The 14,038-nt window shown below is 42.8% G+C and carries 15 protein-coding genes; 9 read left to right on the top strand and 6 right to left on the bottom strand.

Annotated elements, in window-relative coordinates:
- Positions 1 to 52: 52 nt before the first annotated feature.
- The 4 genes from ACUXV2_RS17625 to ACUXV2_RS17610 form a co-directional block, all read right to left on the bottom strand.
- A complete protein-coding gene (locus ACUXV2_RS17625) occupies positions 53 to 1,003 on the bottom strand; it encodes a polysaccharide deacetylase family protein (protein ID WP_446244455.1) in 951 nt (316 codons plus the stop codon).
- Complete coding sequence (locus ACUXV2_RS17620; protein WP_446244454.1) at positions 1,000 to 2,349, bottom strand: glycosyltransferase family 2 protein; 1,350 nt, start codon at positions 2,347 to 2,349, stop codon at positions 1,000 to 1,002. Before ACUXV2_RS17620 ends, ACUXV2_RS17625 begins: the two co-directional genes overlap by 4 nt.
- A 3-nt stretch (positions 2,350 to 2,352) precedes the next feature.
- Positions 2,353 to 3,216 carry a glycoside hydrolase family 16 protein gene (locus ACUXV2_RS17615; protein WP_446244453.1) on the bottom strand — a complete coding sequence of 288 codons (864 nt, stop codon included), beginning with the start codon at positions 3,214 to 3,216 and terminating at the stop codon, positions 2,353 to 2,355.
- 317 nt (positions 3,217 to 3,533) lie between these two features.
- Positions 3,534 to 3,875: a DUF192 domain-containing protein gene (locus tag ACUXV2_RS17610; RefSeq protein ID WP_446244452.1), complete on the bottom strand. Its 342-nt coding sequence runs from the start codon at positions 3,873 to 3,875 to the stop codon at positions 3,534 to 3,536.
- Between the two features lie 191 nt (positions 3,876 to 4,066).
- Here ACUXV2_RS17610 and ACUXV2_RS17605 point away from each other — a divergent pair, with 191 nt between their 5' ends.
- Genes ACUXV2_RS17605 through ACUXV2_RS17565 form a run of 9 tightly spaced genes read left to right on the top strand, consistent with a single transcriptional unit; the run spans position 4,067 to position 11,088 of the window.
- Entirely contained in the window at positions 4,067 to 4,222 is a 156-nt protein-coding gene (locus tag ACUXV2_RS17605; RefSeq protein ID WP_446244451.1) for a Flp family type IVb pilin, read from the top strand.
- 56 nt (positions 4,223 to 4,278) lie between these two features.
- Entirely contained in the window at positions 4,279 to 4,794 is a 516-nt protein-coding gene (locus tag ACUXV2_RS17600; RefSeq protein WP_446244450.1) for an A24 family peptidase, read from the top strand.
- On the top strand, positions 4,791 to 5,141 hold the full coding sequence (locus tag ACUXV2_RS17595; protein WP_446244449.1) for a TadE/TadG family type IV pilus assembly protein: 351 nt from the start codon (positions 4,791 to 4,793) through the stop codon (positions 5,139 to 5,141). Before ACUXV2_RS17600 ends, ACUXV2_RS17595 begins: the two co-directional genes overlap by 4 nt.
- On the top strand, positions 5,141 to 6,052 hold the full coding sequence (locus tag ACUXV2_RS17590; RefSeq protein ID WP_446244448.1) for a TadE/TadG family type IV pilus assembly protein: 912 nt from the start codon (positions 5,141 to 5,143) through the stop codon (positions 6,050 to 6,052). Before ACUXV2_RS17595 ends, ACUXV2_RS17590 begins: the two co-directional genes overlap by 1 nt.
- A 26-nt stretch (positions 6,053 to 6,078) precedes the next feature.
- Positions 6,079 to 6,678, top strand: coding sequence for an RcpC/CpaB family pilus assembly protein (locus ACUXV2_RS17585; RefSeq protein ID WP_446244447.1), 600 nt, complete (start codon positions 6,079 to 6,081; stop codon positions 6,676 to 6,678).
- Positions 6,675 to 7,877, top strand: a complete 1,203-nt coding sequence (locus tag ACUXV2_RS17580) for an AAA family ATPase (RefSeq protein ID WP_446244446.1) — start codon at positions 6,675 to 6,677, stop codon at positions 7,875 to 7,877. The genes ACUXV2_RS17585 and ACUXV2_RS17580 overlap by 4 nt, the downstream gene beginning before the upstream one ends.
- Positions 7,878 to 9,200 (top strand): CpaF family protein, encoded by a 1,323-nt coding sequence (locus ACUXV2_RS17575; protein ID WP_446244445.1) that lies wholly within the window; start codon positions 7,878 to 7,880, stop codon positions 9,198 to 9,200.
- 1 nt (position 9,201) lies between these two features.
- Entirely contained in the window at positions 9,202 to 10,161 is a 960-nt protein-coding gene (locus tag ACUXV2_RS17570) for a type II secretion system F family protein (protein WP_446244444.1), read from the top strand.
- A 3-nt stretch (positions 10,162 to 10,164) separates the two neighbouring features.
- Complete coding sequence (locus tag ACUXV2_RS17565) at positions 10,165 to 11,088, top strand: type II secretion system F family protein (RefSeq protein WP_446244443.1); 924 nt, start codon at positions 10,165 to 10,167, stop codon at positions 11,086 to 11,088.
- A 90-nt stretch (positions 11,089 to 11,178) separates the two neighbouring features.
- Here ACUXV2_RS17565 and ACUXV2_RS17560 read toward each other — a convergent pair whose 3' ends face one another.
- Complete coding sequence (locus ACUXV2_RS17560; RefSeq protein ID WP_446244442.1) at positions 11,179 to 12,789, bottom strand: bifunctional diguanylate cyclase/phosphohydrolase; 1,611 nt, start codon at positions 12,787 to 12,789, stop codon at positions 11,179 to 11,181.
- A gap of 423 nt (positions 12,790 to 13,212) precedes the next feature.
- Positions 13,213 to 13,779: a DUF5317 domain-containing protein gene (locus ACUXV2_RS17555; protein WP_446244441.1), complete on the bottom strand. Its 567-nt coding sequence runs from the start codon at positions 13,777 to 13,779 to the stop codon at positions 13,213 to 13,215.
- Positions 13,780 to 14,038 lie beyond the last annotated feature (259 nt).

The following is a 14,038-nucleotide window of genomic DNA, read 5'->3' as shown; positions in this document are numbered from 1 at the left end:
CGGGAAAGAGGGGCTTCACGATAAAGTAAGTGGGCGGGGTTCCCCCGTCCACTTACTGATTGACATAGCTTTTGAATGTTTTGAAGGATACGTCATGGAATATTTGGAATCTAGGTATTTCGTAGATGTGGGCCTCTGGGGTGGCAAGGGCTTCCTCGGTGGTGAATGCCATTTTAAAGCCAAGGTCGTGCAGCGTTTTTATGGTGGCGGGGGAGTATTCTCCGTAGGGATAAGCGAATCCCAGTGTGTCCCCTTCAAGATGGTCGATACTGGTTTTTAAGTCTTTTCGGACTTCTTTTTCCGATTTAGATAGTAAATAAGCGAGTCCGCTGTCTTTTTCTTTTCCTTCTCTATGATGAAGATTATACGTATGGCTGGCGTATTCAAAAACGTCACATGCTTCCGAGAGTTCTTCGGTACTGAAATATTGAACATGTCTTGGCCTGTATGGTTGATATCGGTTGGAAATCGAACCGGTGATAATGAAATTGGCAGCGTTGAATCCGTATTTCTTCAGGAGCGGATAGGCTTCTATATAGTTGTCTTTATAGCCGTCGTCAAAAGTGATGACCACACTCTTTTCTGGAATGTCCAATTGATGATTCATAAACGCATAGAGTTCGTTTAGTGTAAGGGTCACATATCCATTTTCCTTCAAGTAGTTCATTTGCCTTTTAAAGTTTTCCGTGGTCACGATCATCGGGTTTATGCTGCCGTTGATGCGGTGCTTCGAAGAGAGATCTTTCTCTTGAATGATGCGGTGGTAGGTTAAAATGGGGACTCCTGTTGCCGGTTCACCAGTTATGTCGAATAGCCTGACTTCCTTCTCCGACGCTTTCGTACAAGTGTTGATATCGATCGATTTGTTGGCCGGATAAGGACCTGAATACTCCTTGGCAAGCAAATCGTACTTATCGATGAAGAAGCCGAGTCCCATAAAGACGAAACTGACAAGAAGAATGAATCCCATTGCAAATGACAGCTTTGTCATAAACAGTTTCATGCCCGTTTTACCCCTTTCCAGCCATCCATCCCGGTACGTTCGATTTTGTTCCAAGCCTGTGGTTTATACAGGTAAGAAATCGTTCCGTATACGACGAATGAAAGATTGATCATGCGGTACACGAATATTTCGATTGGGAGGAAGAGGAGCATGTGGACGATATCGTTTCTTGAGAATCTTATATTATGCAAGTGACATATGAAAATGGTGGTGATGCTCTGATACATAAATAAGAACACTGCAGTAAGGCCAAGCAGCAAAAGTAAAACGAAATTCCCTTTATTCGAAAACAAGACAATCGGTGTGATGATGACGGGAAATGCATTCATGGTGCCAATCAAGAACTGGTCGATCAGGAAGAATACCGTAAACCGTTTTGAAAACTTAGTGAAATAACATGTCCGATAATGGATCAGGCAATCGATGAAAGCTTTCTGCCAGCGCACGCGCTGTTTGAACATCGAATGGAACGTATCGGGACATTCAGTATAGCAAATGGCTGATGGGGCAAACGTGATTTTTTGCTTTCGCCCGCTTTCCTGGATCCACTTATGAAGCTTCAGAGTGATGTCCATGTCCTCGCCGATTGTACTCCGGAATCCATTGATATGAAAAAGTGCCGTGCGCCTGAATGCACCGAAAGCACCTGCAATCACGGTTATCGCGCCAACGGAAGCCTGAGCACGTTTATGAAGAAAAAAAGCTGTTAGATATTGCAGGAATTGATAGCGTATAATGCCGCTTATCCGGAACGTCGGTCTCAGATCCCCGATTTCACCTTCGAAAGCCTGTGCTATCATCACATTGCCCCCCGAAGCGATGACCGAGCGCTCCTGAAAGACATCATTCATTTCAGTAAGAGCACGCTGCTCCATGATGCTGTCGGCATCAAGGGTAATGATGATTTCATTTTTGCTGAAATTGATGCCGGCATTGAGGGCATCGGCCTTCCCGCCGTTGAATTTATCAAGTACGAAAATACTCGGATATTTGGCTGAGCGGAAGCAGTTCAGGACTTCTTTATGAGTCAATCTGCCGTCCATTGGGCGGTAATATGCTTTTAAATCAAGTAATTCCCTTAAAATGTTCAATGTTCGGTCGTTAGACCCGTCATTTACGATGATCAGTTCACTGAGTGAATGATCTTGCTGTAAATATCCCAGTATACAGTTTTCAATTACTTTTTCTTCGTTATAAGCGGGGACGATAACAGAAAACCCATAGTTCTTGGATATAGAAGAACCTTTTTTCTTCTTCTCATTCTTGAAAATAGGTACGATAATGTACACCATCTGAAAGAGGACAAATGCTATGAAGATGGCAAATGCAAGATACAAAGAAAACATACTCTAGCCCCCTTGATTTTTTTCTTTGAATACACGGACATAATCAATGATAAATTCTTTGGTTGAGTTGTCATCAAAATTAGGATTCCCCGGCCAGACCCCGCCGACTGCAGTGTTCATATAAATATACAGTGGAGTGTCGGGCGAAAAACGTTCCGATTCAAAGATGATTTGTTCATCAAGGGTCCACGAAATTTTATTCTTCTCCCACATGACACCGTATGTGTGAAAATCTTTGTGAAAGGCGGTATCGCCGGTATGGGTATAATAGTCTCTGAGACGGTTCCCGGATTGATCCTCCCAATGAACAACAGACCATATCCGATTTGGTTCTTGGCCGATGTTCTCCATAATATCGATTTCAGGCAGCCAAGTCCCATTGTTTTCATTCACCATCCATATAGCAGGGAAAATACCCTGTCCAGTGGGAATCTTTGCCCGGATTTCCACCTTCCCGTACGTAAACTTAAAAGAATTCTCCGTTGTCAGTGCCCCTGATGTATATTGCCTTCCCTTAAATCGCTCCTTCTTTGTTCGGATGACAAGGTGACCGTCCCGGACGATGAGGTTATGAGGTGTATAATATTGCAGCTCTTCATTTTTATCTGAAGCCCAATCCATCAGGGTCCAGCGCTCAGTAAGGTCACTGTCAGAGAATTCATCATTCCACACAAGCTTCCATTTTCCCTCTGCTTTTGTGTCCAGAGACAGTGCTTTAGGAGGCAGTTCTATTTTTACTTCTTCTTTCTCCTTTCCAACTGCAGGAGGGTCGATCTTCTGTTTGAAAGATGAGATCATTTCCTCCCCCTTCGAACACCCTGAAAACATCACCAATAACATACCTGCAACTAAGCAAAAGCGGATCATATGCCCTCCTTTTTGATGGAAGTAGTAATTACAAAAATTCACTATAAAGAACTGCAGACTAAAAAAATAACGAGCAATATGTTCTTTATTGAGTACAATCTTAACAGAATTGAATCTTAAGGTAAAGAAGAATAGCATTAAGGGTAAGTAGTTTTAATAATCCTGTTCTTTCTGTTATATGAATAAGGGTTGGATCTAAATCTATCAGAGATCATATTCAATGTATGAATGTGTTCATGATTGAGAACATCTTTTAACCAATACAAAGAAAAAAGGGGCGTGTCAGTTTTTTCTTTGGCATACTCCTTTTCTTGTTCCTATAAATCTATAATTTGCTGCGGCTTCAGTTTCAGCCTGTTAATGCTTCCAGACGGAAGCTCCAAAACAGAATGGGCATTTTTTACAGGCATCAACATGTTCCATGGCTTTAGATTAGTTACCAATTTAATAATTCTTTTTTGGTCATCAAGAAAGACAACATCGATTGAAAACTTCATAAAGAACATATGAATGGAATTGCAAGGAATGATCCAGAGGCATTCGTTTGCTAGTGGTGTTTTTTTAAACATCAGCCCTTTTAAACGAGCGGCAAACGTATCTGCTTTTATTATTGCATATGGAAGTGTTCGATATAATGTGTTTTCGTTCCGTGGAGACATGGCTATCCTCCTTCTTGTTTTAGTCGTATAGACCTACTATATTATAGAAATATGTAGTTCTCAATAGCGAATAATGTCGAGAATAATCGACTTTTTTATTAATTTAAGGTATTTACTTGTTCATTATAATGAACTATTATTGAGGTACAAGTTAGTTCTTGAAAAAGAACAATCAAAAGGAGGAAATACAAATGATGAACAAAATGAAGCAGTTAGTAATGGAAGAGGAAGGACAAGGGTTATCGGAATATGGTTTGGTACTTGCAGGGGTTGTGACTGTGGTGACTTTAGCTGTTGCTCTATTAAGAACTGAAATTACTGATTTATTCACAAATCTTCTGCCTTAAAAAATGTAAGCCCTGTGTAAAAGCAGGGCTTATCCCAATCTATGAGGTGAGTTGAAATGATTCTAATTTATTGCATTCTTTGTTTAGCTTTGCTGATCTCCCTGATCACAGACATCAAATCTAGGAAAATACTGAATGTCGTTACGTTTCCAGCCATATTATCCGGTCTGATCTTCTATTCCATTACTCAGGGGTGGGATGGATTTTTTTTTAGCAGCCTGGGATTATTGGCCGGTATGGCTGCATTGCTGATTCCATTCCTGCTCGGAGGGATGGGAGCGGGTGATGTCAAACTCATGGGGGCAGTAGGGGCATTGATGGGAACGTCATTCACGCTGCAAAGCTTTGTTTCTGTCGCGCTTTTGGGTGGACTCATCTCCGTCAGTTTAATCATCCATCATAAGGGTCTATTTCATTCTATAAAATCCTTCTACCTATTACCGGCTCTTCTAATGGAAACGAAAGGAAAGATCCTCATAAAGCCCCAAATGGAGTCATCCATCACTTTTCCGTATGGAGTCCCGATTGTACTGGGTACCTTATTTAATTTGGTATGGAGTGTTGCTATGTGAAAAGCGAAAAAGGTCAGTCCCTTGCTGAATATGCTTTGGTATTGCCGCTGTTATTACTTCTTATCTTTGGGATCATCGACTTTGGAAGGTATTTTCATGCGTATCTTACTGTGGATCATGCGGGGCGGGAAGCCGCCCGTGCCGCCAGTCTCGGAAATAACGCTGTCGATGCCGCGGTGCGTAACGGGGCAGGCATCGGTCTATCATCCGGTCATGTTCAGGTATCAGAATCCGGAGGTGAAGCTGTGGTGAGGATCGTCTACCCCATAACATTTGTGACACCGGTCATAGGGTCTCTTGTTGGACCGCTTCAGGTTGATAATACCACCATAATGAGGATTGAGTGATGATGAAGAGAGTGAAATTTTTATTGGAAAATCAAAAAGGGAATATGGCAGTAACGGCAGCACTCTTCATGGTCGTTCTGCTCGGTTTCGCCGGCCTGGCATTGGATGGAGGAAAGATTTACGCAACAAAGAGTTCCCTCCAGAAAGCTTTGGATGCTTCCGTATTGGGAGGTGTTCAGGTGATTGCCAGTAAGGGGGAAGCTGAAGCAGTTTCAGTGGCAAAAAGTCTCGCGGGTAAAAATGGTCAACCATTGGATGGGGGAGCGATCACGACTACAAGCCGGTCGATCAAAGCAACGCAGCAGGTGGTCGTCCCGCTGACGTTTGCCAGGTTTTTCGGATTTGATGAAGCGGTGGTGGAGGCATCGGCAAAGGCCATCGCTGCACCTTTGAAGAAAGGGCTCCATATTACACCGATTGCAGTCGAAAAAGATTCGCTGCCTCATAACACGGAATTAAAATGTGATAACACTGGGGCACACCATGGCAACTGCGGCTACTTGGCATTTGATGGAAGAGGGGCAAGCAACCTTGCCGACAATATCATAAACGGAGTGGAAGTTTCTGTTGGCGGACTTGAAACAGTGGTCACGGAACCGGGGCAGAAATGGGGACCTGTAAAAGGTGCTTTCCAGACGCTGATCAATAATGATGCAGGGAAGCCTCACTGTCAAAGTCCGGCTACGGCAGACGGTAAATGCTCACGAGTGATCTATGTGGTCGTGATTGACACATGGTCTGGTGTTAATGGAAGAGACACATTGAATGCCATGGGGCTCGCTGCTTATTGGCTTGAGAGTGTCCAGGAACCGAAACGGGTCATCGGAAAGTTCATCAAGACCATTGGTTCCGGAGACATTGATGAGGGCGGCCCTGATTACGGACTATATGGAGTGAAATTGGTTGAATAAAACCTAAATTGCTGCGGGAGGATGTTATGAAAACAAAACGGTTATGGATCTTATCTTTTGTATTTGGAATCATTGCGGCCCTTGTTGCCTATATAGTCGTGTTTCCACCGGCTGCACCGGTTCCTGCGTCTACCACTGTAGCGGTGAGCAATGATCGTGATGAAAAGAAGAAAGAAATGGAAGAAAAGCCTGAACTTGAAAGCCGCCAAATGAACAATAAAATGCTGGCGGTGGAAGAAGGGAAACGCGCCATGTCGTTAAAAGTGACGGCTCTGGAGCAGGGAGTATCAGGATATATCGAACCGAATTCTTACATCGATATCATAGCCTATGAAACAAAAAAGGATGAAAAGACAAAGAAAGAATTTCGGACTGCTAAACTCGTCTTGCAAAACGTCAAGGTGCTGGGTTCAGGGAAATCGGCAGACGGTGAAGATGAAGCGCTGCGCTATGAGACCATCACCGTGGAAGTGACACCGGAACAAGGAGTCGAACTGGGCCTGGCTTCCAGGGATAAAGACGGTTTTTATTTCATGATGCGTGGTGAAGGCGACCAGGTTGTGCAGGATAAAGCAATTTCATTTACAAGGGAAATCATAAAGGAAGGGAAGAGTGAGGAACAATGATCAATTGGTTTTATTATTCAGATACAAATTCCGCCCCAGGAGATCTTGAGCTGCTCCTGCAAAAACGTTCCTATGAACTGCTCCAATTCCCTCATTGGGAGGATCTGATTCATCGTATCAAAGACACGGATCATTCCATACTTTTTATTAAAGCGAATACACTGCACAATGCCTACGATTTATGTCAGGAGATGTCCATCCTGTTTCCTTATCTTTATATTATTCTGATCGTCCCTGACAATATGGAACATACTCGAAAAGCCATGAATGTCGGAGCGTCGGATATTCTCCGATATTCATCAGATCATGATGAGAAAAAAGAAGCAATTGACCAAGCGGTTAAATACTTAAAGCTGCGGGAAGAAGGAATAAGCTATCATTTGGCTAAGAATTGCAGAGTCATTTCTGTCTGCAGTCCAAAAGGTGGAATTGGGAGAACGAGTATGGTTGTGAATCTCGCTTCTGCGTTTGCTAAGATGGGCAAAAAAGTAGGGGTACTTGATGCAAATCTGCAATTCGGTGACGTAGCCATGCATTTTGATCAGAAGCCTGGCGGCACCATTTATGAGTGGGTGAAAGAAGAATATGAGAGGCACAGTTATTCCATTGATAAATATCTGGTGGTTCATGAATCTGGGGTGTCTGTCATGCCTGCACCTTCAAGGCCGGAATTTTTTGAGATGATTTCAGAAGTTCATATAGAAAAAGTGATAGAAGAAATGAAAATGAGGTTTGATATTCTACTCATCGATACCCCTTCATACTTGTCAGAAATCCACCTGAAATGCTTGGAACGTTCAGAGGAATGCTTATTGCTCGTTAGCGGTGAACTCCCGGTACTGAAGAAAAGTAAGCTGTTCATCGAAGCTTTGGAATCCTTTCAACTGAATGAGAAATTAAAAATCATCCGCACCCGGACAGCCAAGAAGAAGCAAATTGATCAGAGTAAAATGGAAAGAATCCTGGAAGCTTCAATCTTTGCTTCACTGCCTGAGCAGGGACAAATGATTTCTCAATCAATCGATCTAGGCATCCCTGTGGTGCTTTCTCAGCCAAGAACCCCGATAGGAAAAGGATATTTAAGGCTTGCTGATCGTTTGGGAGAGCCGCAGGTGGAGACCCAGGGAATTAAACTGAAAGAGCCTTCAAGAAAGTCTAAAAGAGTAAAACGTTTAGTACCGATGAAGGGAAGAGTGTAGATGGCTGTATTTAACAAAGTTGTTCAAAATGAACTCCCGGATCAGAAGAGGGTTGAAAAAGAGAGAGTCAGAGAACAGGCAACCAGTGAATTCTGGAAACTTGGCTCTATGCTTCATCACTTTATAATAGAAGAATTGAAAAAGTACCCTGGAATTAGTGAGGAACAGGAAAAGAAAGCAATTAAGGAATTAAGTGAAGAGTTTATTAAAGAAGAAGGCGGCCGAATGACCTTTGAGGAAAAGCAGATGCTGATTGAATCAGTAGAGGATGAACTACTGGGATATGGTCCCATCACCCCTCTGCTTGAAGATGCATCCATTTCGGAAATCATGGTGAATGGCCCCGGGCAAATTTATTATGAACGTGACGGGAAACTGATCCAAAGCTCCGTTGTGTTCAGGGATGATCAGCATGTGCAGAGAGTGATTGAAAAAATCGTTTCTCCCATTGGAAGAAGAGTGGATGAAAGCTCTCCGATGGTTGATGCCCGGCTGCCAAATGGATCACGTGTAAATGCGATCATTCCCCCTCTTTCATTGCTTGGCCCGACTGTCACGATAAGAAAATTTGCGGATACTCCATTTACAGTGGAAGATTTAATCGGATTCGGAAGTTTGAACAAGGATATGGCTGAATTCTTGAACGCCTGCGTAATGGGGCGATTAAATATTTTTATCAGTGGGGGGACAGGGTCAGGAAAGACTTCATCCCTGAATGTACTTTCTTCTTTTATCCCTCAAGATGAACGAATTATAACGATTGAAGATGCAGCAGAGTTAAAGTTGTCTCAAGAACATATTGTTTCTCTTGAATCAAGACCGAAGAACATCGAGGGGAAAGGTGAAATTACGATTCGCGATCTAGTCAGGAACGCTTTGCGGATGAGGCCTGACCGAATCGTAGTTGGAGAGGTCAGGGGTGCCGAAGCGCTGGATATGCTTCAGGCGATGAATACCGGACACGATGGCAGCTTAAGCACAGGACATGCAAATTCACCACGTGATATGCTTTCCCGTCTCGAAACGATGGTGATGATGGCGGGATACGATTTACCGGTTCGGGCGATTAGGGAACAAATAGCGAACGCACTGGATTTAATCGTTCAACAGGTGCGGTTGAAGGATGGTTCCAGAAAAATAACTCACATTACAGAGGTGCAGGGAATGGAAGGGGACACCATCGTCCTTCAGGATCTATTTTTGTATAAAGAGACAGGGGGAACCCAGCAAGGGAGATTCATCTCTACTGGGATAAGGCCCAAGTTCATTGATAAATTAGAAGGACTATCACGATCGTCTTCCTGGTTCAGGGGAGAGTGGTGAGATGGGACCAGTCACGTTGATCATAGGGATTTTCATGCTTACTACGATTCTTTGTTATTTCACAATCTCGAACGTTATGAAGAAAAAGCGTCATCATCAAAGGGTCGAGAGATTTTTAAGCCCTTCTTCCCGTATGGAAGATGAGCTCGGGGAAAGGAAAAAAGATCCCGGAAAACCCTTCATTACAACGCTCGCATCAGTGCTCACAGGTATTCAATTCAGCAATAAGACGAAGAGGCTGCTCGTACAGGCAGGCAGTTCGATGTCACCTGCAGAGTTTTTGGCAGTGCGTTTAATCAGTGCAGGAGCTGCCGGTACGTTGTTCCTGGTTTTGCAATTCCCCTGGATTCTTGCTGCCATGACCATGCCATTGGGCTATCTGATTCCAAAAGTATATATGATTAAGAAAAGAAGGACCAGACTACAGCTTTTACCTTCCCAATTAATCGACACATTGGGAATGATGGCAAATTCAATGCGTGCTGGCTTCAGCTTCATGCAGGTAATGCAATTGGTAGGAAAAGAAATGCCTGCTCCAATTGGCCCTGAATTTGAAAAAGCAGTGCGTGAATCTGGTTTGGGTGTCCCATTGGAAACGATTTTTGAAGGAATGGTAGAGAGGTTGCCAAGTAAAGAACTGGAGGTGGTACTTGATGCCATCATTGCCCAGAGAAAAAGCGGGGGGAACCTGACAGTTTTAATGGAGACGATGGAAGACACCATTCGCGGAAGGTTAAGCATCATGGGGGAGCTGAATACGTTGACCTCCCAAGGCAAGATGTCGTCGTTAATCATTACATTTCTCCCGATTGGTCTGGGGATCTATTTATTTGTGGTTGACCCAGACTACTTCAGTCCGCTTGTGTCAGAACCATTAGGCATATTCATGCTTGTAACGGCTGGGATATGTATCATCATCGGCTGGTTTTCCATACAAAAGATCCTTCGAATCGAGGTGTAACAAGTGAATATTCTATTTCTGTCTCTTTCTATAGGTTTCTTTACATTCTTGTCTGCCGCTCTTTTATTCTCTCTAAATCGCAAAAGCCTGCTCCTTGATCAAAGAATCTCACGAAACTTCCATCTTTCAGAGGCCTCTGCTTCCATACAAGGTAAGGAAGTTCAAAAGAAATCCAATAAACCATTCTCGCATCTTTGGTCAAAAGGCATAAAGTTGATTGGGAACAGGACCCCGAAAAGCAAGCAGAAAAAGCTTGATCTTCTGCTGCGTGATGCAGGGTTTTCAGGGAAAATGACTGCACTGGAATTTCGCTTGCTTCAGCTGCTGATCAGTGGGGGAAGTGGAGCGTTGGTTTTCCTTCTCGTAGTAGGAGCTGAAAAAGATGCAGCGGTGACTTGGCTTCTCTCCTCAGCTGTTTCGTTTCTTTTATTTCAATATTGTACATTTTACTTGAGTAAAAGAAGAACACGGCGAATTGCAGAAATAAATCGTGATATGCCGGATTTCTTTGATACAGTCAATCTGCTCATAGAGGCGGGTTTGGGTCTGGATGCTGCGCTTATGTCAGTATGCCATAAGAAAAAAAGCCCTCTTTCAGACGAATTCAAGATTGTCCTTGAAGAAATGAAAAGAGGAAAATCAAGAAGGGAATCGTTCTATGAACTGAGGATGCGGGTTCCCTCGGATGGACTGCAAAGGGCACTCACGACCATGATCCAGGCAGATCATCTCGGCGTTGGAATGTCAAAAGTCATACGAAACCTCACCATCAGGCTCAGGGAACAAAGAAGAGAATCCGCCAGGGAACAAGCCATGAAAGCCCCGGTCAAAATGCTATTCCCGATGGTGTTCTTCATCTTCCCGGCCATCTTCATCGTCTCCCTCGGGCCCCTCGTCATCAAAATCCTCACCGAAGGCCTGATGTAGGGACAGGGGGACAGGTTCCTTGTCCCATTTTGGTGATACCAGGGATAGGTCCATAACCGAAAAAAAATAGAAGGGACACGGATGTCCCTTCTACACGGAAACAGGGTCTTTTTCAACAGCGAGTTTATCCTGGTAATTTTCCTCGATCATTTGGATAAAAGGCTCCACGTAAAAGTCGTCGAATTGTTTGCCGGAACATGCACGGAGCTCCTGAATGGCTTCTGTAAAGGTTTTGGTCTTCTGGTAAGGTCTTTCAGTTGTCATCGCGTCGAAGGAATCGATGATGCACAGGATCCTCGCAAGTTTAGGGATATTATTTTCTTTCAATCCATAAGGATATCCTTTCCCGTCAAAGCGTTCGTGATGAAGTTCGATCAATGGAAGCAATTCATCATATTTTTTAATGGAAGCGATGATTTCTTTTCCATAAATCACGTGCTTCTTCATCATTTCCCACTCATGTGCATTGAGCTTTCCTTTTTTATTGATGACATCACGCGGTATTTCAAGTTTGCCGATATCATGAATCAATGCACCGAGAATAAGTGTACGCTTCTCTTCGCTGCTGAGCTTCAACCGTTCACTCATTTCAGTCGCATACGAATAGACCCGTTTACTGTGCTGATATGTGTAGATATCTTTTGACAAGAAGATCTGCAGCTGCTGCTCCAGCGCATCAATTTCTTTGGCATACTGGAATTCCTGCTGATATTGGTGATCTTCCATATAAATCTGTACAGTGTTTTTACCTTGAGCTTTTGCAAAATATAGAGCTTTGTCTGCCTTGGACAATAGCTCAGAAGAACTGTATGTCCCTTTCTGAAATTCGACGATGCCCGCCGAAAAGGATATGCAGCCGAGGGGAGAAACTTCAGTCCCCGGAAAATAGGTATCATTCAGTTCTTTCCTCACTTTATTCAAAAAAGAAAGTGCTTCTCTTTTGGAAGTATCCGGCAGGATGATGCCGAATTCTTCTCCCCCATATCGGGCAGCGATATAAGGAAGCCCCCGCGTTTTATCATTCATGAATTTTCCAAAGAACTTCAGGAGTTCATCCCCTTTAATGTGACCGTTTGCATCATTGTACTTTTTAAAGTCGTCCAGATCCAGCAATGCCACACAAAATGACCTGCCTTGATTCTCAGAAAGAAGTTCATCCAATCGCAGTTTAAAGTATCCATGATTGTATAGCCCTGTCAGGAAATCCATCTTTGCCTTCGCTTCTTCCTCTTTATATAAATTGAAGAAATTCCTGAATGCAAACGAAAGCATGACAGACAGAATGATGAATAGGAATATCCCAAAAATTGGCTCCTGGCTGATCAGGATTGTCAGTACCAGTGAAAGGACCAGGGTGCTTACATAACTGGTGAATACTTCTGCCAGTATTTGTTTTTGCATGGCTTCCCTCAGAATCGTCTTCAAGGAAGGTCTTCTAGCCAGATAAAAATAAAACCACATGATGACGACATTTAGAATGAAATATACAGTCAGTGATGCAGTATAAGGCACAATATTAGAGAAATCCGTAGCTCCTACAGTCCCCCCGGTTAATACAAATACGTAATAAGTAGAAATGAGCATTAAAGAATAATTAGCAAAGTTAAAGAGATGCTTCCACCAGGCAAGTTTGAATTGAATAAAAAGAAAAATCAAGCCACTGAGAGCAAGTGTGATCAACGGGATTTTTAATCCAAACAAAAAAAGACCTGCCAAGTAGATAGAGGAATCCATGGATAGGGTATTGCCGGAAAGAGGGATTATAATATTAAAGTGGTTTAATAGTAAGATAGCTCCGACCAAGGTGTAGATGAGGACCCAATTAGACAAGTCCTCTGTTCCCAGGCTTGGAGGGAGATGGTAGGCAAACAGCCCCACCCCTAAGAGACAAATAAAAATAATGTATAGGTTTTGTGTTTTCATAGTCATGTTTATCACTCTCTCGAAAAGAATCAGGGCCGACCCATTATGAAAGATATGTATCTTTGGATCGGCCCTGGAGCTTTTTTTAGAATTCCCAGAACTTCCAGCCTGAAGTCAGGGCAACAATTGCAGAACCAACGATAATCAAGTTAATAACAGCTGCTTTTGCTTTATTTTTCATTATAACTCACCTCCTTTAAATTAAGTAGTGGTTGTTAAAAGTTTATCTTTCTTTCGAACCATGACAGATTGGATAAATAGATAGACCCCTATATTCATTACGACATCACCAATACTGATGGCCTGTTCTCTCGGATAAGGGGCAGATAAAGGAATGATATCCCCAAGGAATGCAAGGTTGGTAGATTCAGTTACCAATGTGTGCTTAGCATATAGGGCATTCTTTGTCGCTTCCAGATAATAAGGGTCTATGACGGAGGCTGCCTCCAGGGAAACCGGCATCCTGCCACCGTTTACAGCCATGACGATAAAATTCAGCAGTACTCCTATGAAAATCGTGATGAACTGAGGGTGCTGGCGATTCGCCCATAAAAAGTAGAGTCCTACAACATAAACCGCCATGAATGATAGATTACTAATTTGTCCGACCCACTCTATTTTATTTTGAAAATAAAAAACGGTGATTTGAAATACTAGTAATAAAGGGAAGACCCATCCCTGTTTAAACGTAAGATCGGCAAACCTCTTCAAACTTCCCCCGCGAATGAAACCGATGATGATAGCAATCAATATACCGTCAAAGACCATAAAATATCCTCCGATTTAGCTGTAAAAAGTAATAATAACAATTGACAAAATAGTTTAAAAACTGACACAACCTACCATTATTATAACGGAAAATAATTGGAAATGTTTACTTTTTTTGAAATTTTTCATCCTCTCTCTTGAGTCTTTAGTCATATTGTCACCCCTGTCAATATAATGTAAAATTTAAAAATACAGACAATTGCAAGCGTTTGCATTTATATTGAAAAGAAGAAATGTCCATTGGATTAGGGAGGAAAGA

The sequence above is a fragment of the Rossellomorea sp. NS-SX7 genome (assembly GCF_052828565.1).
Note: the sequence above shows the minus strand (reverse complement) of the source record. Positions and strands in the feature narration are given on the sequence as shown.

What these genes read in the sequence shown, in the direction of transcription:
- ACUXV2_RS17585 (WP_446244447.1), top strand. Translation starts at nt 6,079, where the DNA reads ATGAAAACAAAACGGTTATGGATCTTATCTTTTGTATTTGGAATCATT.
- ACUXV2_RS17615 (WP_446244453.1), bottom strand. Translation starts at nt 3,216, where the DNA reads ATGATCCGCTTTTGCTTAGTTGCAGGTATGTTATTGGTGATGTTTTCA.
- ACUXV2_RS17605 (WP_446244451.1), top strand. Translation starts at nt 4,067, where the DNA reads ATGATGAACAAAATGAAGCAGTTAGTAATGGAAGAGGAAGGACAAGGG.
- ACUXV2_RS17575 (WP_446244445.1), top strand. Translation starts at nt 7,878, where the DNA reads ATGGCTGTATTTAACAAAGTTGTTCAAAATGAACTCCCGGATCAGAAG.
- ACUXV2_RS17555 (WP_446244441.1), bottom strand. Translation starts at nt 13,779, where the DNA reads ATGGTCTTTGACGGTATATTGATTGCTATCATCATCGGTTTCATTCGC.
- ACUXV2_RS17610 (WP_446244452.1), bottom strand. Translation starts at nt 3,875, where the DNA reads ATGTCTCCACGGAACGAAAACACATTATATCGAACACTTCCATATGCA.
- ACUXV2_RS17620 (WP_446244454.1), bottom strand. Translation starts at nt 2,349, where the DNA reads ATGTTTTCTTTGTATCTTGCATTTGCCATCTTCATAGCATTTGTCCTC.
- ACUXV2_RS17600 (WP_446244450.1), top strand. Translation starts at nt 4,279, where the DNA reads ATGATTCTAATTTATTGCATTCTTTGTTTAGCTTTGCTGATCTCCCTG.
- ACUXV2_RS17625 (WP_446244455.1), bottom strand. Translation starts at nt 1,003, where the DNA reads ATGAAACTGTTTATGACAAAGCTGTCATTTGCAATGGGATTCATTCTT.
- ACUXV2_RS17580 (WP_446244446.1), top strand. Translation starts at nt 6,675, where the DNA reads ATGATCAATTGGTTTTATTATTCAGATACAAATTCCGCCCCAGGAGAT.
- ACUXV2_RS17570 (WP_446244444.1), top strand. Translation starts at nt 9,202, where the DNA reads ATGGGACCAGTCACGTTGATCATAGGGATTTTCATGCTTACTACGATT.
- ACUXV2_RS17590 (WP_446244448.1), top strand. Translation starts at nt 5,141, where the DNA reads ATGATGAAGAGAGTGAAATTTTTATTGGAAAATCAAAAAGGGAATATG.